General features: G+C 48.2%; 11 protein-coding genes. 6 read left to right on the top strand and 5 right to left on the bottom strand.

Features of this window, described 5'->3' with window-relative positions; translation table 11 throughout:
- Positions 1-113: 113 nt before the first annotated feature.
- The 5 genes from P6910_RS09090 (at position 114) to P6910_RS09070 (ending at position 14,520) form a co-directional block, all read left to right on the top strand.
- Positions 114-8,330: a hypothetical protein gene (locus P6910_RS09090; RefSeq protein ID WP_317145954.1), complete on the top strand. Its 8,217-nt coding sequence runs from the start codon at positions 114-116 to the stop codon at positions 8,328-8,330.
- A gap of 367 nt (positions 8,331-8,697) precedes the next feature.
- Positions 8,698-10,827, top strand: coding sequence for a type I secretion system permease/ATPase (locus tag P6910_RS09085; protein WP_317145953.1), 2,130 nt, complete (start codon positions 8,698-8,700; stop codon positions 10,825-10,827).
- Complete coding sequence (locus P6910_RS09080) at positions 10,820-12,229, top strand: HlyD family type I secretion periplasmic adaptor subunit (protein WP_317145952.1); 1,410 nt, start codon at positions 10,820-10,822, stop codon at positions 12,227-12,229. The genes P6910_RS09085 and P6910_RS09080 overlap by 8 nt, the downstream gene beginning before the upstream one ends.
- Before the next feature lie 104 nt (positions 12,230-12,333).
- Complete coding sequence (locus P6910_RS09075) at positions 12,334-14,055, top strand: bifunctional protein-serine/threonine kinase/phosphatase (RefSeq protein WP_317145951.1); 1,722 nt, start codon at positions 12,334-12,336, stop codon at positions 14,053-14,055.
- A gap of 99 nt (positions 14,056-14,154) precedes the next feature.
- On the top strand, positions 14,155-14,520 hold the full coding sequence (locus P6910_RS09070; protein ID WP_317145950.1) for a hypothetical protein: 366 nt from the start codon (positions 14,155-14,157) through the stop codon (positions 14,518-14,520).
- 128 nt (positions 14,521-14,648) lie between these two features.
- Here the strand turns inward: P6910_RS09070 and P6910_RS09065 are convergent, their stop codons facing one another.
- The 3 genes from P6910_RS09065 to P6910_RS09055 form a co-directional block, all read right to left on the bottom strand.
- Entirely contained in the window at positions 14,649-15,713 is a 1,065-nt protein-coding gene (locus P6910_RS09065; RefSeq protein ID WP_317145949.1) for a hypothetical protein, read from the bottom strand.
- 712 nt (positions 15,714-16,425) lie between these two features.
- On the bottom strand, positions 16,426-17,055 hold the full coding sequence (locus P6910_RS09060) for a GNAT family N-acetyltransferase (protein WP_317145948.1): 630 nt from the start codon (positions 17,053-17,055) through the stop codon (positions 16,426-16,428).
- Between the two features lie 631 nt (positions 17,056-17,686).
- Entirely contained in the window at positions 17,687-18,334 is a 648-nt protein-coding gene (locus tag P6910_RS09055) for a hypothetical protein (RefSeq protein WP_317145947.1), read from the bottom strand.
- A gap of 550 nt (positions 18,335-18,884) precedes the next feature.
- Between P6910_RS09055 and P6910_RS09050 the strand changes: the two genes are divergently transcribed.
- Positions 18,885-19,814 carry a hypothetical protein gene (locus P6910_RS09050; protein ID WP_317145946.1) on the top strand — a complete coding sequence of 310 codons (930 nt, stop codon included), beginning with the start codon at positions 18,885-18,887 and terminating at the stop codon, positions 19,812-19,814.
- Positions 19,815-19,911: 97 nt separating this feature from the next.
- On the opposite strand, the gene P6910_RS26760 is transcribed toward P6910_RS09050, so the two are convergent.
- The gene (locus P6910_RS26760) at positions 19,912-20,112 is read right to left on the bottom strand and encodes a DUF3955 domain-containing protein (protein WP_410493889.1); all 201 of its coding nucleotides are present in this window, start codon (positions 20,110-20,112) and stop codon (positions 19,912-19,914) included.
- 187 nt (positions 20,113-20,299) lie between these two features.
- A complete protein-coding gene (locus P6910_RS09045; protein ID WP_317145945.1) occupies positions 20,300-20,941 on the bottom strand; it encodes a hypothetical protein in 642 nt (213 codons plus the stop codon).
- Between the last annotated feature and the right edge of the window lie 25 nt (positions 20,942-20,966).

Genomic DNA, 20,966 nt, shown 5'->3' with positions numbered 1-20,966 from the left:
ACACCAAAGTCGTTATGACTGGTAGTGTTTTTTTTCATGATATCAAGATCTCTGAAAACAACCAATACTTAGAGAAATACAATCAGAACTTAGTGAGAGACCTATCATCTGCCTTGGAATTGGTGATCCCAAACGATACCGACTTACAAAGCATCGAATTCGCTTTTGATAACTCTGCACAAAGCATTATGGGTTCTGCGGGCACACTGGATACTAGCCAGGGATATGTTGTACCTGAAGTTTTGAGGGAGTTGGCCAAAAAAGGTATCCTTGCGAATCACGCTGTCGCTGTTCGAGAATTCGTGTCAGCAGACGATCCTCAGGATACCGGTGGTGATCATGACAGACCTTCAACCTCAAAAGATAAGCCGGGGCAAAGCATCGTTTTTACCCTGAAGTCTGACAATACCGTTGAATACCAAGCCAAGTCACTCGACTTCGAAAATGAGTTTATCGGTGCCAGATCCGAAGGGATGTCTATCGACGACGGATTAGCAAATGGGTTTGCCGATGACATGGATTTGATCAATGCCATCACAAGTGATGATTCGATTGATCCTGATCTCACACGACAGATGGTTGATAGCTTAGTCAAATATAAGTCTACCGGTACCAGACCCGGTGAGCTTATAGCTGCCAGACCGGCTACCAATGCCAGACCCGAAGAGGCTTCGGTCGGGCTCATGCACAAAGATAAGTCTGACTTTGCCATAGACGAACAGAATTTGCTTGATTCCTTAGTCGAATATGAGCTTACCAAAAAAAATGCGCAACATTTCGCCTTATACTTCACTTTCAAAGGAGCGATCTTTCATGGATTACTTGAAAACCCGGGGCCTGAAAAAGTTGCTTTCGCCAATCCAGACATCGCAGAAAATGTTCATTTGTCAGACACCCTCCGTCTGGCGGAGCAATCTTCCTCTTACACGGACTGGCTTTCGCGCTATGGACATCTTTACGGCTGGTTAGGCCAAGTTTCTCAGCTTCAGCAGCTAATGGACCATTTCCAGAGTGAAGAAGCAAAGACCAGAGCTTTCGAGACCCTGAAAAGACGGATACAGGCAGATTCATACTTTATTCACCGTGCCGATATCGGAACGGTGAAAGGTGCCGCCGAGATTAATGCGATCTACGAAAATGATTTCGCCTACATTGAGCTTCCCGCAAACCAGCTACCGGGGCCTTGTAACAGGCGCCGAAGATCAGCCAATACCGGCAGCTGCGATGCTCGACGCAAAGCGCTGGTGTATGCCCTCCGGTTACTTTCCGGCTACAAAACCCAACTCTATCTTGATGACAACAAATACAAAAAAGGCAAAAAAGGCAAAAAAGGCAAAACTGATATCGCCCTGCGCGAACCCTCCAATGAAAGTGAGCGCTGGCTGCAGAATTTTTTCACCCGGTTTCGTCGCCTGGAAGGCAAGGACGCATTAGCCCACGTCCGGGGCATACACTCGGTCATTGCCCTGGACGAAGATTCGTTTACCCGCGCTCAACAGCAGATAAAAGACGGAACCCTGAGTGGCCAACCCCTGTTGCTGAAAACCACCCCCTCTGGCAGTTATGTGCTGCTCACACCCGGTGGCCGGGTTCAGTCGGCCATCGCCGGGGGAGACGGCAACCGCGTCACCGTTCTCGGTCGGCCAGCCGGGCTGATCGCCCATGCTTTGGCGACACTGGTCGACTTTACCCCGGACCGCTACATCGCCTCCCTGACCGTCAGCGATCTTGCCGGCAGCAACCAGTCCCGCGGAATCACAGCTCTGAACGGTCTGAAGACCTTTATGACCCGTTTGCCCACCAATGGCAAACCCCGGGTGGGCGAGCTGATTATTGAGACCAGGAGTCGCAGCCCCGAGGTTTTCAAACGACTGGTGAAAGACATCCAGCGCCTGATGCCGAAGGATCGCCCGGCGATTGAAACCCTTGTGCTGCGCTCCCCGGGCACCGGACAACCGGAGTACCGGCTGCTTCCCGGCGAAAAGACGGTGCTGATGTCACCCCGGCCATCGGATTCAAAAGCCCCGCTCCGCTATTTGCCGCCCAGCCAGCTTTCGGTTCCGGTGCCGCCCCGGACTAAAGACAGTCTATCCGGTGTGGCCAGTGAACGCAGCGAATTCAGGCAGCGGCTGCTGGAGTTTGACACCGCCCTGAGGGACATCAAAGCCCGGCACTCACTCCCCGACAGCATGATCCCCCAACTGGATACCCTCCGTCGGGATGGCCGGGGCTGGCGCATCGACTTTTTGGAACCTGATACCCTGGCCCGTAAGAACATCCAGTTTACGTCCGGAGCTTTTGACCGCTTCCGGGGGTTTCTCAAGGGCATGGGTCATCCAACACCATCGCGGCTCAAAGGGAAAAAAGCAGCCGACGGCAGCTGGAGTAAACTCAGGTCTTGTAGAGATCTTTTCGACCTGATCACCGGGATTGCCCCTGCGGGATTTCATTACAAAAACCCCCCGTCTCAGAATATGACGGACACCGAACGGCAGATTTATACCGGGCGCCAGGTGGTTTTTTTTGCAGCGGTCACCTTGCAGGGGATTGAGATAATCGATCTCGGGCGACAGGGACTCAAACTGTTCACCCCGAACTTCAAGCAGCCATTTTCTACCCACCGGACAGCGCCAAAGCTACCCGGTACCGAGCTGAACAAGCCGGTCAGCGGGCTGAAAAAAGCCGGCAGGCTGGGTAAAAAAGCTGCTCGTTTTTTGCCTTTTCTGGGTAGTAGCGTGCCGGCAGCCAGTCTCACCCTGACCGTGATTGACTATGAGAACGAAAAGGACCCGGAAGTCAAGGAACTCAAGAAATCCATGGTGATCTTTGAGTCGGTGGACCTGGGAATCTCCATTGCTTCAGACTTTCTCGGGCCGCTCGGGTTAACGGTTGACGGTCTCATGCACTTCGTCAGGGCTATTTTTGTCGAGGATTATAAAGAAAAGTTAGCCACGCTGGCCTATAAAAAGTTACGGGAAGCCTCGGGCAAGGCGGCCCACATCTTTAACCCGATTCATGCTCAGCTGGATCCCAAACGCTTTCTGGCCAACAACCAGACCCTCAATGCTTTGATCAGCGGGGACGGCAAAAACCTCCTGAACCTGAACATCCAGTCCATCAACCTGGTGAACAAGACTCTGACCTACGGGGGCGTCTATACGCACGGGATAACCTTCGTGGCCAAAGATAATGGCGACTGGAATTGGAAGAAATGCAAGGAAAAGGTCGATGTACCACACAACACCCTGGAATGCCCTACCTATACCAACCGGCTCGACCGCTCCCCGGCCCCCTTTAACCTGATCAACGATGCCCTGAAGACATTGTGCCGGAAGGAATCGCGTTTAATCCCGTACCAATGCTCAAACGGGGTGTTTCACAACCTGGGACAGATGAGCGATAAAAAGATCATTTTAATGCCTGCCGTACCCGCGTTGAAGCTCAAACTCGAATACACTGACATTGATCAGAACTTTCAAGGGAGTGCGCCGGACAGCAGTTCACCCGGTGCGCAGCTGCTGGATGCCGTCAGCGATGATAAGCTGAAACGGATTTACCAGAAAAAGGTGAAAGACACCAAAGTCACCCGGTGTGTGAGCATCTTTTTTAAGAAGTGTAAGGAAAAAGTGACTTACACGTATAAATACCTTGGCAAGATGTTCACTCATACAAGCGGCCACGAGTACCTTCAGTCAACCAGCAGCCTGAATCTCGATAAAAACGATCACATCGTCGTCTTTCGCTGGGTCTCAGACGAATTCTCCAGGCTGCTGTATTATGACCTGTACAGTCCTAAAGGGGCCAACAACACCTACGTCCTGGTGTCCAACGGTGACCACGTTATCCGCATTCACCCCCAGGGGCACTCTACCTGGGTGTTGAACTACGACGGCAAGCGCCCCTACGCCTGCATTACCGAGCGGGATGACCTGATACAAAACTGTAGCTCCTGGCTGAGCCAGACCAGGAACCCAACCTGGGACATCAGGCTGGGTGAGACCCTTTTCCGGTTTCCTGTTCCGGTGCTGCCCACCCCTTATGAACCCATCCCCTCGTATGAAGTTGTGGTACAGGATCCCAACGCACGGTTTAAGTGGCTGCCGGACCGCAAAGTGATTCACCACTTATACGACACCGGAACACTGAATGACAGGCCGTCAAGAGCGTCGAAACTGAACAGAATCATGAGCCGTTACACTGCGGCCAGACGTTTCCTGCCGCTGAAGCTGAAAGACTGCGACGCCTCATTTCAGCTCCGTCAACACTGTATGGCCGGAGCGCCGAACCGGTGGACCACAGACACATCCGGGTGGTCACCCAAAATACCGAACCGGTGGGCGATGAACGGTGCCCTTGACCCACTACCCAAGAGCCATAATCGGCAGAACCCGGCCTGGTTACAGCACAAGCGGGACTGTGACCGACAGGTTAATGAGTATCTCAAGCAACCTTACCGCTGCTTCCCTGACAAGCTGGGACTGGCCGAAGCAGACTGGGATCAGTTGGGCCGGGTCCGGCTTTGGTACGATACCCTTAACTATCAGGAAATCCGGCTCATTGCTGCCAGTGCCCAACCGGTCCAGGGGAACCCGGCTACCGGCTACTATTTTTTTGACTCCGCCAACGGCAAGGTGTTATTCCAGAATAAGGTGGCACTGACCCGGGAAATCAGGCACTTCGGTGAGTTGAATGCCGGCTTGTTTGTGTTTGGCCGCCATGTCTCAAAGGTAATGCCGAACAAAGATGAGTCACAATTGCTGGTGTTTGATCCCCCCTATTATTACCTGTTGACGGCCAGCCCGTCCGGTCAGCTGACTCACCAGGTGATTGCGGCAGAAACCCTGGATGGCCAGCTCAGCGTCCCTCCTATCCCACCTGCAGCGGCATCCGACACAACGACATCCGACCATGGACTGATTCCCATGCGGGTCGTCTATAATCACGAAAAACGTCATATACTCAGGGCCGGTTTTTATGACAACGCCAACCGAACCTACATTGCTTTCCTGAGCAGCCTGCTGGATGGCGGAGCGCTGAGCAATACGGACGACGAAAGCCGCTTACGTACGATCAATGAGCGCGTCCGGAGGGCACTGCGCAAAGAGCACCTGCCGGTCCGCAAGGTGGTTCGGGGCCGGGGTGTTCACTACATTTTGTTCAGCGAGCACTCCGGCAACCTGTATTACATGTCCACCGACGTAAAACGCCACAAGGACATCCAGCGGCTGAGCTCCGGTTTCCAGATGATCCGCCCGGTGGGTGAGCACCGGACGGTGGCACAGATGGCAAGCCAACACATCTTTACCCGGGTGCAGGCGCACTCCGGCAGCCTTCTGGCCGATACCTTGGGTGGCTACCGGCTGTGGATACCGGACAAGGCCTGGGACAACACCCGGGTGTTCAAAAAAAACCTGTCGATGGAGTCAGGCCGCTTTGAGCGCTGGCAGGTCGAGGCCACCGGGCAGACCGTCGCCAAGTCGAACGATACCCTGACTGTGCGCCAGTTCACTCCTCAATCCGGCGTGGTGATTGATAGCCTGGACCCGGGCCAGATAGTCAACCATGTCTTCGTCAAAATGATCCTGACCCCCCCCAGCACCGCCTGGACCACCGCCAATGCCCGGTTTTTCATCCGTGAGCTGAAGGAACGGCTGCGCACCGGGGTGGAACAGGTCCAGGAGGAATTCTCAGCAACGGTGGGGCTGTTGCCGCTGAAAGGGATCAACGCGATCACCGAGCACCCCCTGTTCAGCGCGATCAGGCAACTGGATTTCTGGTACTACCTGGACGGCGACACCCTGCTGGCGGCCAACACCCGTGACCAATTTAAGGTCATGGTGAACGAAGACGGCCAACTGCTCGCCCTGTCGGATACCCGCAAAGAGGAGGCTTTCGAGTTTTTCTTACAGCCTGATCAGGGCGCCAAAGGCCATCCCTTCTGTGGCAAAGCCGCCGCCGCTTCGCTGACCAGGATGCCCAGTGAGTTCGATGACCTGATCTCCATTCCCTGCCGTTACATGGCCAAGCGCATCGACTTGCGGGGCAGATACCAGTGGGAGCCCAGTGCCCGGGCATGGCGCATCCAGACACCGAAGGCCCAATACCTGGCCAACCGGCGGCGTCTGGCCCTGGTGAGACTGGACCTCAGCCAGATGGGACCCAGGAAAGCCTCCCACAGCCGACTCACCCAGACCCTGCAAGATTTCGAATGGGCCATGAGATCCCTGCCATCAGGTGTTCGGTCGCGGATCGACGCCGGACTGATTGCCCTCAAGCTACGCCCTGGCTACGCCTGGACTCAGGTGGCCTGGGTAGATTACCGGGGCCGGTATTCCAGGCAACAGAGAGTGTTGTTCGGCCTGCCTGGCGAGGAGTACGGTGTTCAGCAACTGATTGGCCAAACCTCAGGCACCCATAAAAAGAGTTCCCGGTTCCTTCGGTCAAAGGCTGCGGTCGTTTATAGTCCAGACAAACAGATGCTTTACCGGGTCACCTCCGGGGGTTACCAGTCCCTGGGAACCTTTAACAAGGTCGCCGTGATGGCCGAGGGTCTGCTGCTCTCAGGAACCCCCGGAGCCAACTGGATCAGGCTGAAAGCGTTGCGGCTGGACACTTACTACCACGAGCATCGGGTGGCCTTTGTCCAGAAAGGTATACGACAAAAGTTCGGTGTCATGGTGGAGGGCCAGGGGGGGGCCGACGTGATTGAACTGGATGAGACTGACTTGTCGTTTTTTGCCCGGATCCTCATCCATCCCGGCCTGGCTGAAAACGACACCGCCGATCACGACAGGGCACAGACCCTCATTGTGCTGAATGCACCGGCCTTCCTCTTCAATGCCAGGCGCTGGGGTCAGAGCCTGATGCTGAAAAACCGGTTTACCCGCAACGGCGCCGAGATCGAGATTCAGCAGGTCTGGGCCAGACAGTACGACCGGTTCCTGCAGCCCACAACGCTGGTGTTCAGTGACCTTGAGCTGCCGTTATCCGATCTGGCAGCACGGATGATGGACTCGGGTCAGTGGGTCGTCTTGCCACTCACGGTGAGCAGCCTCGTCAGGAAGGAACGCCTGAGATTCATCAACGCCACAGCCAGCAACCCCCTGTACATCGAGCAAAATCAGCCAGTAAAAATCGTCACATACCGGGCGATGGACGGGATTAAACTGACACTGGAGCCCCTGGACCCCACATACATCAGACGTCAGGTGTTTATTACCAGCACTGGACAGTGGGGCTGGGAGCCGGGCAGTGTTCAGGTAAGCGGACCGGAACCCGGCAGCGGTTACCAGTCATGGCCGTTTATACCCGCCGTGATCAGCTCGTCCGCCATGGGCAACGGGACAGCGAGACTCTGGGGCAATAGCCGCAATAACATTCTGTACCTTGGCGCCGATGCCCGACAGTGGTCACTCCGGGGATGGGGCGGTCATGACCTGCTGCTTCTGGGTGCCTCAGAAAACACCGCCCCACGACCAGAAGTGCTGGCGAACAGGGGCGACCGGTGTGACAACCGAAGACTGGATACGCCCGGCAACAGCAGCCTGTGGCAAGCCATCCTCGACTGGACCCGCCCGCTGGCCGGTGGTGTCGGCAATGACGTCTATGACCTGCGGGCCTGCAGGCCAGCCCGCACAATCGACAGCCGTGGCAAGCACTATATCCTCCTGTCGTCCAGGTCGAAGGCAGATTTACGACATTTGTCTGGTGATAACAGCACCGCACTGTTCTTTACCGACCTCACTGCAGAACATGTGGCGTTCAGCCAGTGTGAACCGCAGGCGCAGAGTAATCTCACCCGCAGCAGCAACCTTACCCTCAGCAGCAACCTTACCCGCAGCAACCACTCCCTTCCATTGGGAAGCCAAACCTTCAGGATCATCAATACCCGTAACAACCAGACACTGGCGCTGGTGAAACCGGAGGTGCTGGCCAGCCTGCACTTTAAAGGCGGACAAGTGAGCCTGAACCCCATGACGGTGATCAACAGAAACGATAGTGCGTTGGCCCTGGACGACAGTGTCGATGGCGACAACGGCGCCCTGGCCTTTCTGAACAAGATCATTGGCAGAGGTCAACGGCTGGTGAATTACCTGTGTAGCCTGGCCGGAGGTAAGAAAAACGACATTGGATCGGATAGTGCGCGGCCAGTAAGAACAAGCCTGAATGATACGGAACTGTACCAGCACTACCAGCGACTGGTGCAGGACCTCAGTGCTCTGTCTGGCAGTCGCAGTGGCGAAAGCCCGTCGTTTATCCCATCGGCAAGCCAGGGAATGATAAAAAACCTGACGAGTCCGCAACCTTTGACGACGATGAGTAAGGGTTGAGTAAGCAGGCTCATCAAGTCATTGCGATAGACCGGAAGTTTATGTGCAAATTCTGTGAGGAACATGGCGGAGTTCCATACTACACTGCGTGTTGCGTTTTTTACGCATTTGAAGCCCTCTGTTTCAACATTTCCTGATGTCTATTGATATTGGGTGATGGCTGAAAAAACAGAAGGGCTTTATTTATTTTTCACGATCACTTTCCATGGTTTCAATAGTCAGAGCTTTCAATAAATTGTGTTTTTTGATGGGAACTAACTTACAGAAATGACCTTAAGAATGAATTTCTTTTCAGGCTGTGTTCGTTTACACAAAGTTCGTTTGCGCATAGTTCGTTTGCACGAAAAAACATTGCAGGCAGTACACAATGGATCAACCCAACACCCACTCGGCAGCAAGTGCACTCGCTCTGCTGCTGAAATTCCATGAAAAAAACGTCGACATCAACTCACTGATTCATGAGTTATCCGGCAAAGACGTCAGTATCGACTTACGGGAACTTGTCAGGTTATCCCGGCGCCTTGGCATGAAGGCCCGAAAGGTCAGAATCAAAAACAACCTTCATAAAGCCCCCCTTCCCTTTATCGCCCAGGGAAAAGATCACCAGTTTTTTATCATTGCCAATATCGATACAGATAAGCAGAACGCGATGGTGCAATTTTTTGGTCAGCAGCCGTGTATTCTGAAACTCGCTGAACTATGGAAAAACTGGGATGGCAGCGCCCTTTGGATGACCCGACGGTTTGATTTGGCTCACACCATGAAACGCTTTGGCGTCAGCTGGTTTATTCCGGTGGTGATCAAATACCGTCGGGTATTAGGCGAAGTGGTTCTGGCCTCATTTTTCCTGCAACTGTTCGCCCTGATTACCCCGATCTGTTTTCAGGTGGTTATGGATACAGTGCTGGTGCACCAAGCCATATCCACCCTGAATGTTATTGCCATTGCCCTGCTGGCCATGTCGCTGTTTGAAGTGGCCTTGAGCACCTTGCGGATGTATCTGTTCTCCCACACCAGCTGCCGGGTGGATGTGGAGCTGGGCAGCCGACTGTTCGAGCACCTGTTGAAAATACCTATTGCCTATTTCAGTGCCCGGCCTGTGGGCCAGGTGGTGGCCCGGGTTCGGGAGCTGGAGAACATTCGGGCATTTCTTACCAACAATGCCATGACTCTGATACTGGATCTGTTTTTCACCATTGTTTTGTTTATCGCCATGTACTTCTACTCATCCACGCTCACCTGGGTCGTACTGGCTTCCATCCCGTTTTACGTTCTGCTTTCCGTATTGATCAGCCCTACCCTGCACAACCGTGCCAAGGAACTGTTTGAGCGCAGTGCCATCAACCAGGCCTTCCTGACTGAAGCAGTTACCGGCATGGAAACCCTGAAGTCAACCGCTGTTGAGCCGAGAATGCAGTCCCGCTGGGAGCGTTACCTGTCGAGCTATGCCAAAGCCAGCTTCAACAGCAGTGTACTGGGCACGGTAGGCAGCAACCTGGTGGAGCTTATTAACAAAATAGTTACCGTAGCCCTGTTGTGGATTGGCGCCAAAGAGGTCATTAGCGGTCAACTGACCATTGGTGAGCTGATTGCTTTCAATATGCTTTCAGGCCAGGTCGCCCAGCCGATTCTGAGGCTTTCCCAGCTCTGGCAGGAGTTCCAGCAGTTCCGGATATCCATTGCCCGTTTAGGTGATGTTCTGAACACCCCCCAAGAGCCACAGCAGAGTCTGGATAAACCACCCATAGAGGCATTACAAGGTCATATCCATATAGAGCGTGTCAATTTCAGCTACAGCTGCGAACTACAGAATACTCTGAGCGACATTTCTCTGATAATTCCTGCCGGACAAACCATTGGCATTGTCGGCGAGTCCGGCTCCGGAAAGTCGACCCTGGCAAAACTGTTGCTGCGTCTATATGTGCCAAACACCGGAAAGGTATTGATAGACGACAACGATATTGCGCTTCTTGATCCCTCCTGGTTGCGGCGGCAAATCAGCGTTGTACTTCAGGAAAACACTCTGTTCAATGGTACCATCCGGGAGAACATTGCCCATTCAGACCCGCTGCTACCTATGGAAGCTGTGATCGATGCCGCCAAACTGGCAGGTGCCCATGAATTCATCACCCGCATGGCCCGGGGCTACGACACTGAGCTGGGTGAGCGTGGTACAGGACTGTCCGGTGGACAAAGACAACGGATTGCCATTGCCAGGGCACTGATCAGCGATCCGAAAATTCTTATTTTTGATGAGGCAACCTCAGCACTGGACTATGAGTCCGAACATGTACTGCAACAAAATATGGACGCCATTTCCGAAGACCGAACGGTGATCACCATTGCCCACCGGCTTTCAACCATCCGACATTGTGACCGAATTATCGTCATGAAAGATGGCAGGATTACCGAGGATGGCACCCACCATAGCCTGATCGAAATGAACGGCTACTACACCAGATTGTGGAACATCCAGTCAGGTAACCAAAATGATTAAACGACTCAAGCGTCTCTTCTCTGCTTTTCGTCCCAAAGAAGAAAACGAGTTCCTGCCCGCTGCGGTAGAAATCCTGGAGACCCCCGCTTCCCCCCTCAAGCACGTCTTAACCCTCGGTATCTGCCTGTTACTGGTGATTGCTCTGGTCTGGGCATGGTTTGGTAATATTGATGTCGTCGTAGAAGCGGAAGGGCGTATTATCCCCGACGGGTACTCAAAAAAAATCAGTCCCATACAGGTGGCCAGAGTCAGCACCATTTTTGTCGATGAGGGTAGCCGGGTCAAAAAGGGTGACAAACTTATTGAACTGATCCCCAACCCCACTGACTCAGAAAATAATACTCTGCAAACCGCCCGCGAAATTACCAGTGCCCAGTTGTCTGCCCTGAGAGAAAAAACCCTGCTCAGGCTGGTCAATACCCCTGACCTTAACCAGCCGGTTTCCGTTAATCTGGAACAGGAAGCCGACCTTGCGCAGCTGGTCTTTGAGGTCCCCCCTGACGAGCAGCGATGGTCGACAGAAAACAGCACCCTGACCAGTGAGCTGGACGCCTTTCTTTCGGCGGATAAAGCCATAGCAAAAACCATTGATGAGTTGTCTACGACCCTGCTGGTTGATAGCGAAGAAATTCAACGTCTTCGGCTTCTACACCCCATTCATGACAAGCTGGCTACCATTACCCAAGGCCTCTATCAGAAAAAAATGATGTCCGAAGTGGACTGGCTGACACGACGGGAAAAACAGATCGACACCACCCAGCAACTGAAAGTCATGGTGCTGCGCCACAAGGAACACGAAGCCCGATATCAGGCTTTACTGGCCGAACGACAACAAAAGCGTGAATCTTTTATCTCGAACCATGTTAAGGAGTATCTGGGAGCGATCGAACAACTGGATCGCGCAGACAAGACGGGGCAAAAGGCGAACCAGCGAGAAAAAAACCAGATATTAATCGCACCCATCGATGGCATTGTCCAGCAAATTCAGACCCACTCCTCCGGGGATGTGGTTCAGCCGGGCCAGCCTGTTATGGTGATTGTGCCCACCAATATACTGCTGATCGTCGAGGCCATCATTCTGAATAAAGACATTCGCTGGGTTAAGCCCAGGCAAAAAGTACAGGTGAAAGTCGAAACCTTTCCCTACACCCGCTACGGCTACCTTGACGGTCATGTCCGTAGAGTATCCAGCGACGCTATTAATGATGAACAAAAGGGCTGGGTTTTCCAAATCTATATTGATCTGGAAAAAGACTGGTTCCAGGTGGAAGATCTCAGAATCAAATTACAGCCGGGGATGATAGTCACCGCTGACGTTATTGTTAGCCAGCGTCGTTTACTGGAATACTTCCTGTCACCCCTGCTGCGTTATCAGAAAGAAACCTTTCGAGAAACCATGTAGGTTAATGTTGATGTAAGATCACAGCAATTCTGTGTTTTGTTATTGCATTTGACAGCACCTGCCAGCAGTGGTTTTCTAAGCGCCAGAAAACAGAAAAGAAGAATATGAAGCCGTTAAAAATGACCACAGCCGGTGCCAGCAGTGCCGGCGTCAAGGAAGAAAATCAGGATGCCTGGGTGGCGGAGGTGCCAACAAACAGCCATGTAATGCATGACAAAGGTGCTGTTCTGGCTCTGGCCGACGGCGTCAGCGCCTGTAGTGAAGCCCGTCGGGCCAGCCATACTTCTATCTCCAGCTTTACCTCTGATTATTACAGTACCCCGGATTCCTGGACGGCCCGTTATTCGGCCGCCAGGATTCTCAGCGCATTGAACCGCTGGCTTTATCAGCAGGGTCATACGGACCCCAGGGATAAGGGCAGCTGGTGTACCACTTTTACCGCCATGATTCTGAAGTCAGCGACATTGCACCTGGTGCATACCGGTGACTCCAGAGCCTGGCGGATAAGAAATAATGAGCTGGAATGTCTGACCAGGGATCATACCGCCACTCTGGGTGGACGGCAGTATTTAGGTCGGGCACTGGGCATGGCACCTGATGTGGAAGTGGATTACAGATCAGAAGCTTTGGATGTCGGAGACATACTGCTACTGACCACTGATGGCATTCATGATTTTATCTCACAGGATGCCCTCAAAAATTGCTTTTCCGATCAAAGATCACTGGATGAAGTGGCACAACATCTGGTGGACCTGGCGTTAAAGAACGGCAGCCATGACAACCTGACCTGCGTCATCGGTCGTATTGATAAAGTTCCTGCCGGAGATGCTGGTGAAAACCTGGAAAGGCTTTCCCAGCTGAGATTGCCACCGGATCTCTACCCAGGTCAGATACTCGACGGCTATCGTATCCTTGAAGAGCTTCACGCCAGCAAACGCAGCCAGCTTTATCTCGCAGAAGACATTGGGTCTGAGAAAGTCGGTGCCCATCATGTGGTCATCAAAACCCCTTCTATCAACTATGAAGATGACCCCGATTACCTCGAAGGTTTTATGCGTGAAGAGTGGATCGGTCGCAGGGTAAAACATCCTTCTATTATGGCAATCATGGCTCCCAGAACGGGGCGAAAATTTCTTTACCATACCTGTGAATACATCAAAGGTCAGACCCTGCGCAGCTGGATGCAGGAGAACCCCAAACCGTCGCTGACTCAGGTCAGGGAGATTGTCGCCCAGATGATCACCGCTGTTCGGGGGCTGCACAGACTTCAGATTCTGCATCAGGATCTGAAGCCTGAAAATCTGATGTTTGACCAGAAAGGTCGTCTGAAACTGATTGATTTTGGATCAGCACGAGTCGCAGGGGATTTGGAAAATCAGCAGGCTCATTGCAGCGATTTACCCCAGGGTACAAAAAACTATACGGCGCCGGAATACTTTCTGGATGGGGTTATCGACGAAAGAGCGGATCAGTTTGCCATTGGTGTCATGGCCTATGAATTGCTGACCGGTAAACTGCCCTACCCGGAACATTCGGGCAGCAGTATCAGGGTCAGGCATTATCAGCATATGCAATACCGCCACGCCAACCTGTCTGACTCATCCATTCCTTCATGGATTGATTCGGCACTGGCAAAAGCCGTGGCTGCTGACCCGGCTAAACGATACCCTGCCCTGTCTGAGTTTTTGCAAGATCTCAAACAACCGAACCGTTCATTCAGGAACCGCGACTTTCAGCCCCTGATAGAACGAAATCCAGTGTTGACCTGGCAGTTGATTGCGCTGTTACTTTTGATTGTCAATCTGATCCAGTATCTAAGCAGTTAAACCAGAGCGTCAGGTATCACACAACGTCCGTGATTGTCTACACAACGTGAGAATGAGGTCTGATCCACTCGAGAGCTTTATACCTACGGTAAGTTTAAGTTGAGTTTCGACAGTTTCGGATGGCTTCTGGAACTGCCGGAGATCATTGACCGGGAAACGATTTCGAATCAGAAAACCATAGAGATCCTGTTAGAGCACAAAAAAGATTACGGTTCGGACGCTTTCAAGACAGCCTTCCTGGAAACGACGGTAAACGGAAAGAGTACGGTTAATGTTGCACGGGATCTTGGACTGATTATTGAACGTATCACCGTTAGTTATCATCGCAAGCTGGTGGAGAGGATTGATGAATCGATTGCCAGCAAAGAGGCGCATAAGTGGTTTAATGTGCATGTCCATGTCAGACCCGACGAAGCGGTGTACGACCAGTATGAAAGTATTTTTCTGGTACAGTTAGTGCCTTAATATCAGTAATTTTGTTGAGAGTTTTTTCTGAGTGGTGTTCAAAGAAGGACACCGCGATTCTGGCAATCCCGGGGAATCGTGAGGTTCTGCCCTATTCCGATTAGGTTGCCTCTCAATACCGGCGAGATTCACAAGTACGTAAGCAGGCACATTGTAATAGCAAAAGAAAGAAATGCAGCTACAATATGTCCTGAACAAGACATCTCTGTTGTTGTAGAAGTCATCTTTGTTGTTGTAGAAGTCATCTTTGTTGTTGTAGAAGTCATCTCTGTTGCTGTAGAAGTCATCTTTGTTGCTGTAGAAGTCATCTCTGTTGCTGTAGAAGAGATCTCTGTAAAGTCATAGGTATTATTATTTGACATTACCTTTAGAGTTCTTAACTTGAATGGTGCTCCTCTGTTTTCAATCGCAATGTACAGTCCATTATCATAGATTGTTTTAGAATCACTAACCCAACTACCAAAAGAACTATAATTTCCTGAAAGCTCAAGAAACTGGTTAACAAAGTCGTCTGTGTTATTAATTGTTATATTGGTAGTTAGTATATAAAAACGTGAGGGACATTTGTTATTACTTTCGTCATACTCAAACTGAACGTTTATCGGATTTCCGACTCTAGGTATATAGTTACTAATCATCCAACTAGATGCTCCAGAAGGACACTGTTCGTTATGTTCACTATATATAAAAGGTTTGTTATCTTCAGAATCAGTCAACCAAATAACACCATCAAGTCCATTATTGAAAGTAGTATAAACTGGCGCACAAAGAGAATAGTTAGAGTATTGATCTCCAAGCAGAGAAATATGTTTACTACTGTCTTCTAACAACAAACCAGAACCATTTAAAATTATCGGGAAAGAAGACATACATTTATTATTATCAAAATACATTTGCTGACCATATTTATCACAACAAAGCTTAATCTCAAGAGTGCCTTTTCGAATACTTGCGTCTAGCGGTGTTCCAAATACATGGCTATCAATTTTATTAAAAACTGTATTATTAGGACAAGCGACAGGGTTAAGGTTATTTCCTCCAGTACTTCCACCTACCCTATCGATTTCTGTTTCAGTTCCATTTTCTGCTACAAAACCATCATCACCTAATTCTTTGCATTTAAAAAACAAACTGTCAAATAAGCTTCCTCTTTTCCCCCTCACTTCAAATGCAGCTGTATTTACCGGGCACATGACAGTGCGCCAGTAACGTATGTGGTCTAGAGCTTTTTTATTGACAGTATGCCAGAGGCCATTAGATACAGTTGCACATATTAAATCAATGTCACCCAGAATGTAGCCTAGACCAAAAGCGCACTGAATCCCCACATCTAAAGATCTTATACCTATTACGACTTCCCCGGGTGGGCAAGCGAAAATATCTTGACTCCGTAGGCCATCAGGACAGCTCTGCGGGGGGTTCCGGTTCCCCATAGTCAGGCAGTCGTTAGAGTATCCATAGAATGAAAGTGCCGATATATATAACAGAAAGCTGACTAGTAATAGTTTCATATGAACACCTTAAAAGACAAACAGAATTCTGAATAATATAGGCTTCGTTTGGAAATCTGACACACATGAGCCGTAACGGCTCAGTTCAGGTTATGTGTTTATGAAACCCAGTGGATCGATATTTGATCTAAAAAGCCTTGAGTTGAGAACATGTGAGTCTTTAGATGAGACTGAAGATTTAACTGTGTCTCTCCCACTGTGTCAGGATTGTTGTCCCGATTACTGATTAACCAATAATGTTAAACAGTGGGCGGAGGACGATAAGTGTGCCTCGATATTCAGATGAACGTAAAGCAGCAGTATTAAATAAGCCTTCACCTCCGCATAATCGTTCTTTGCCGGACATGGCGCAGGAAAAGGATACCAGTGAGCAAACCCAGTATAATTAGCACAATTAGAGAGGGGTGGCGTGCAAATAGCCTGTCACATCTGTTTGTATAATCTTGAATTTTGAGAGTACTGGACTGGAATGTGTTTTTCTATCACTATATCCTGGATGAGAATACTCTAATTCAGCCTTATTGTTTTTTGTCATTCCAATTTTTTCGATATAGAATTTTTTTGCACTACCTTCAGCCTTAAGCCTAACAGTTTTAATATTTTTTTTAGTTGCAATATCAATGGCACAGCGCATAAGAAATTGACCAGCTCCACGACCTTTAAATTCATCCTTGGTTGCCAGCATTCTAACAACCAAGGATTTTTTGGATTCTTGCATTGATGTAAAGGCGATAAGTTGAGTTGTTTGAGAATCCAATAACTCAATAATTAGTGACTTACATGCTCTATCAGAAAGCCTTGTTTTAGAAATTTTTTCAAATTCTTCTGATAACTCCTCTACTGGATCAATAGGGGAGATTTCTTTAAGTGAAGAAAAATATATAGGCAGATACGAGAGATCTGAACAATCACATATTATTTTAACCTTAAAACCCATAAATGCTGAAATTTCCTTTGAAGCAGGGGAAATACTAACTCTGGGTTTATCCTGAATACTTGCTGAATCTACCATTCTATGAATCATATAAAAACTCTTTTTTTATATGGATAGGAGTTAGACTACACAAAATTTCATTAGTTCAATTTAACCATAAGTACTCAGAAATCATATTTTCTGACTCATTGTTCAGGCACTCGCGGCAACTGCTCCTGCGTTGCTCTAGCTCCTGCATCCATGCAGTCGTGCTGCGTTGCAACTCTGGTCACATACTAGCTATGTTCCCGTCGTTGCGCCTTGCAGAGCACCTGCCCAATAAGCCAGAAATATTCGATTCCGTATGGCTGAGTACTTAGTGCTTTTCTATGGTGCCACATAATCGGGATAGGGCAGAGCCTCACGACTCTGCTCTTCCCACATCACGAGTCATACGGATCACCTGGCCTCGCAGTTCAAATCACTCTAGCAGCCTGTCGGACTTAAGTCTGCCCTACGCGGCAACTGCTCCTGCGTTGCTCTAGCTCCTGCATCCGTGCAGTCGTGCGGTTGCGATAAATTGGTCTAAAAATTCCTGCCTCTTCGTCAAATAGCCCCGCTATTCTCCTCAGAAGCAGAAATTTTTATCCTCAATTTCTCGCAATCCTCGCTACGGACGCTTAAGTCCGACAGGCTGCTAGTTAAATGTTAGAAATCTGCGGCCATCGGATTTAATTTTCTTTTATTGCGGTTTTGGAGAGCCCATTGCCCAGTTTGTAGTGAATGCAGCTAATAATGTCAAAGGGGGTGTTAAAATATTGAAACTCGTGTCTTGCTCAGAAGAGTATGAATTGCTTGCATAATGATCTTGAGAAACTGAGTTAAACACAGCTTGTGCTTCTTCAAGAATAACGCTTCGCAAACCAGAATCCATAGTTTCGAACTGTTCTTCTACCAGATTAAAAAGGTTTTCTTTTTGACTTGGGTGTTCTATCAGTTTCTCATACAATGCAGCCTGCAGTATCATAACATATCTTAAAATCAAATCACGACTTTCATATGGAACATACTCCAGACACATTGCTGCCAATATGAGTAGTGAAAGTGTATCTTCTTTAGCAGAGAATTCTTCTCTTAAGGGTGTAATAAATGGTATCAACTCCTCCTGAATCCCAATACCATGATCGGCAACAACATGTTCCGTAATATACAACATTGCAGGTCCATCGACCTGAACCCCCCAACTAAGATGAGCACTTACTATCTGTCTAAATTCTTTTTTGAAATCTTTTATTCTTTTTACTAATTCTTCCCGCCCATCTGCGAATCCGTTATTAGAAAAAATAAGAACAACTGTAAAAATTGACAAGAATAGCTTTAGGCTTTTCATACTTTACCACAATATCTTTTTAAGCTAGGCAGGTAAGCTTAGCTCAATATATTCACTTTTCATGTCAATCGAACACCGGCTGTATGAAAATTTATTTTCATACAGCCTTTAAGTACTCAACCATACGAAATCATATTTTCTGACTTATTGTTCAGGCACTCGCGGCAACTGCTCCTGCGTTGCTCTAGCTCCTGCATCCATGCAGTCGTGCTGCGTTGCAACTCTGGTCACATAGCTTGCTATGTTCCCGTCGTTGCGCCTTGCAGAGCACCTGCCCAATAAGCCAGAAATATTCGATTCCGTATGGCTGAGTACTTATAGTGTTCTTTTAACAGCTAAAACGATTAAATACTCCCTTGCTTGTGCATTTATAGTAAACATTAAGTAAAGCCGCATGAAAAATAGCGGGTAATGAGCATCAGACGTAAGCAATTATTTTGTCAGATAAACTTCTGACTCCAGTGCTACCACTTCACGATCTCTGGTAGCTTTGAAACTATTTCATATTTTTAATGTCTAAATTGGTATACACAATATGGAGATGATAATTATGTTACTCAGAATAATAGCTTTGTTTTACTTTCTTCCTTTTTTTCTTAATGCAGATGCTTCTGCACTACGACCAACTTACTTAATAGTATTTCATAAGAATTATTGTGAAAACTATAATAGTGCCATTCAACATTATATGCATAGTCTGGAATTAAACGGGTATTCCGCATTTCATTTTTGCACTGACACTGTTGATATAAATGAGCTAAAAAATCGGATCAACCATAATGCCGAAAAGAGAAAAGTGAGTTTAACTGATATAAAAGGAATCAATATCTTTGGCCCGATCACTTCCAGTAAAGCAATCGATTATCTTAAACCCTATGGCCTCTCGTCTTACCCTACCACGACTTTAGCGGCTGATAATATTGAGTTAGTTTTACGAAAAAATACAGTCATCGATATTAAAGTCGAAAAGCATAAATCTCCTGATATTAAACGATGGGTGTCACATATGTTTGCATCACCCAGTGAAATTAATACAGATATATCAACAACACTCTATGCTTTTTCAGATAAGCTAGCTCGGTATGGAGGCATTTCCGCCGGAGAAAATTCCAAAAACAAACTGAAGAATAATTTGTCGAATTACAAAACAATCGAGTATTATAGCTTCCCTCGCGGTGAAGGAACTGCAATAATAGGAATGACATCTTTTCCTGTCCTCTGGACCATTACTGGACTTGCTCGCTTGCGTGAAGGTTATGGTTTCTGGAAGCGATTTCAAACCTCTGGTGATTATTTTGGCAGCTCTGTTCTTATAAGCTTAATGTTTGGGCTTGAAGCATGCTCAATATATAGTTATTTATATACTCAATATTACCTACCTGATGACAATCGGTGGAAAAAAGTCTTGTTGACAAAAACGTTAGCTATTGATGGTTTTCTCGATACTTATGCCGAGCAACATAACCATTTCCATTATTGAAAAATATTACTTTGAGAAGAAATGACAAGTACCTAAAGTAATGAGAGGCATTTTTTCGCAAGGTTAGTTCTCAATATGACAATTATCCGTTTTTAGCTCATCCTGGCTTAAAAAAACTGATAGCAAACGCCACCAAAGCCAGCAGTTGAAAAATCCAGAACAATGGGAGAAAACCGAATGACTCGGTTAGTATTCCGTTTTGATTTACGTATGTACCGTCAGAGTAATAGACGACTAAGCAGCCTGAGCCACATAAGCTCAAGATGAGACTTATCTTGTATTTACGGAGAAAGCACATAAAAACCTCAACTCTCTAATCTTTCGATGTTTAAGCTTCTGCTCAAAAAACAATTCTCGGTTATCTTAAAGTAGCTCTTAATTATGATTCTATCACCACCCATTGTGAACCGCCCGAGTAAAGAAGCTGTTATCAGACGATGTAGATAAATACCAGAAACCTGTGGCCATCCAACTTTTTCACTTTACTATCTACTTACTCCTCGCTTGATTGTCCAGGTTGAAATTAGTGCATCTATCAATAACAAAGGGGTAGGAAAAAAAGTTAATAAATATGCCCCTGACTGATTCGTGAATAATTTCCCGGTATAATGCCCCTGTGAAATTGAACTAAAAACGGTTCGCGATTCTTCAAAAAAAACACTTTGCTTTTCAGGTTTCATAGATTCGAACAGTTCTTTTATCTGTTCAAAAATAAGTTCTTTTTTATCTGTTGTTTTCATTGCATGAAAAATTGCAGACTGGAGTATCATAACATATCTTAAAATCAACTCACGGCTTTCATTTGGAACATAATGAAAACACAATGTTGCCAATATGAGTAGTGAAAGAACATCCCCTTTAGCGGCGTATTCTTCGCCTAGGGTTGAAACAAAGGGTATCAATTCACCTCGAATACCATGTTCTGAAACAATCTCATCCGTAATATGCAGCATTGAATCCGCATCATGCTGCATTCCCCAGGAAAGTGAACCATACAATCTATCGGTAAAAGCTATTTTGAATTCATTTATACTGGTTTCTAATTTATCTTTACCATCTGCAAATCCTGAGTTAGAAAACATAGAAAAAGCTATAAAAATTGACAAGAACATCTTTATACTTTTCATAATGTACAACCATGTGTTTTTAACA

This window comes from Endozoicomonas sp. 8E (genome assembly GCF_032883915.1).
Lineage (GTDB): Bacteria > Pseudomonadota > Gammaproteobacteria > Pseudomonadales > Endozoicomonadaceae > Endozoicomonas_A.
The sequence above is the reverse complement of the archived record's forward strand: the minus strand, read 5'-3'. Positions and strand labels throughout refer to the sequence as shown.

Excerpts from the sequence above, each read along its gene's own strand:
- P6910_RS09085 (WP_317145953.1), top strand. The coding sequence starts at position 8,698 with ATGGATCAACCCAACACCCACTCGGCAGCAAGTGCACTCGCTCTGCTG.
- P6910_RS09080 (WP_317145952.1), top strand. The coding sequence starts at position 10,820 with ATGATTAAACGACTCAAGCGTCTCTTCTCTGCTTTTCGTCCCAAAGAA.
- P6910_RS09075 (WP_317145951.1), top strand. The coding sequence starts at position 12,334 with ATGAAGCCGTTAAAAATGACCACAGCCGGTGCCAGCAGTGCCGGCGTC.
- P6910_RS09065 (WP_317145949.1), bottom strand. The coding sequence starts at position 15,713 with ATGTGCCCGGTAAATACAGCTGCATTTGAAGTGAGGGGGAAAAGAGGA.
- P6910_RS09060 (WP_317145948.1), bottom strand. The coding sequence starts at position 17,055 with ATGATTCATAGAATGGTAGATTCAGCAAGTATTCAGGATAAACCCAGA.
- P6910_RS09055 (WP_317145947.1), bottom strand. The coding sequence starts at position 18,334 with ATGAAAAGCCTAAAGCTATTCTTGTCAATTTTTACAGTTGTTCTTATT.
- P6910_RS09050 (WP_317145946.1), top strand. The coding sequence starts at position 18,885 with ATGTTACTCAGAATAATAGCTTTGTTTTACTTTCTTCCTTTTTTTCTT.
- P6910_RS26760 (WP_410493889.1), bottom strand. The coding sequence starts at position 20,112 with ATGTGCTTTCTCCGTAAATACAAGATAAGTCTCATCTTGAGCTTATGT.
- P6910_RS09045 (WP_317145945.1), bottom strand. The coding sequence starts at position 20,941 with ATGAAAAGTATAAAGATGTTCTTGTCAATTTTTATAGCTTTTTCTATG.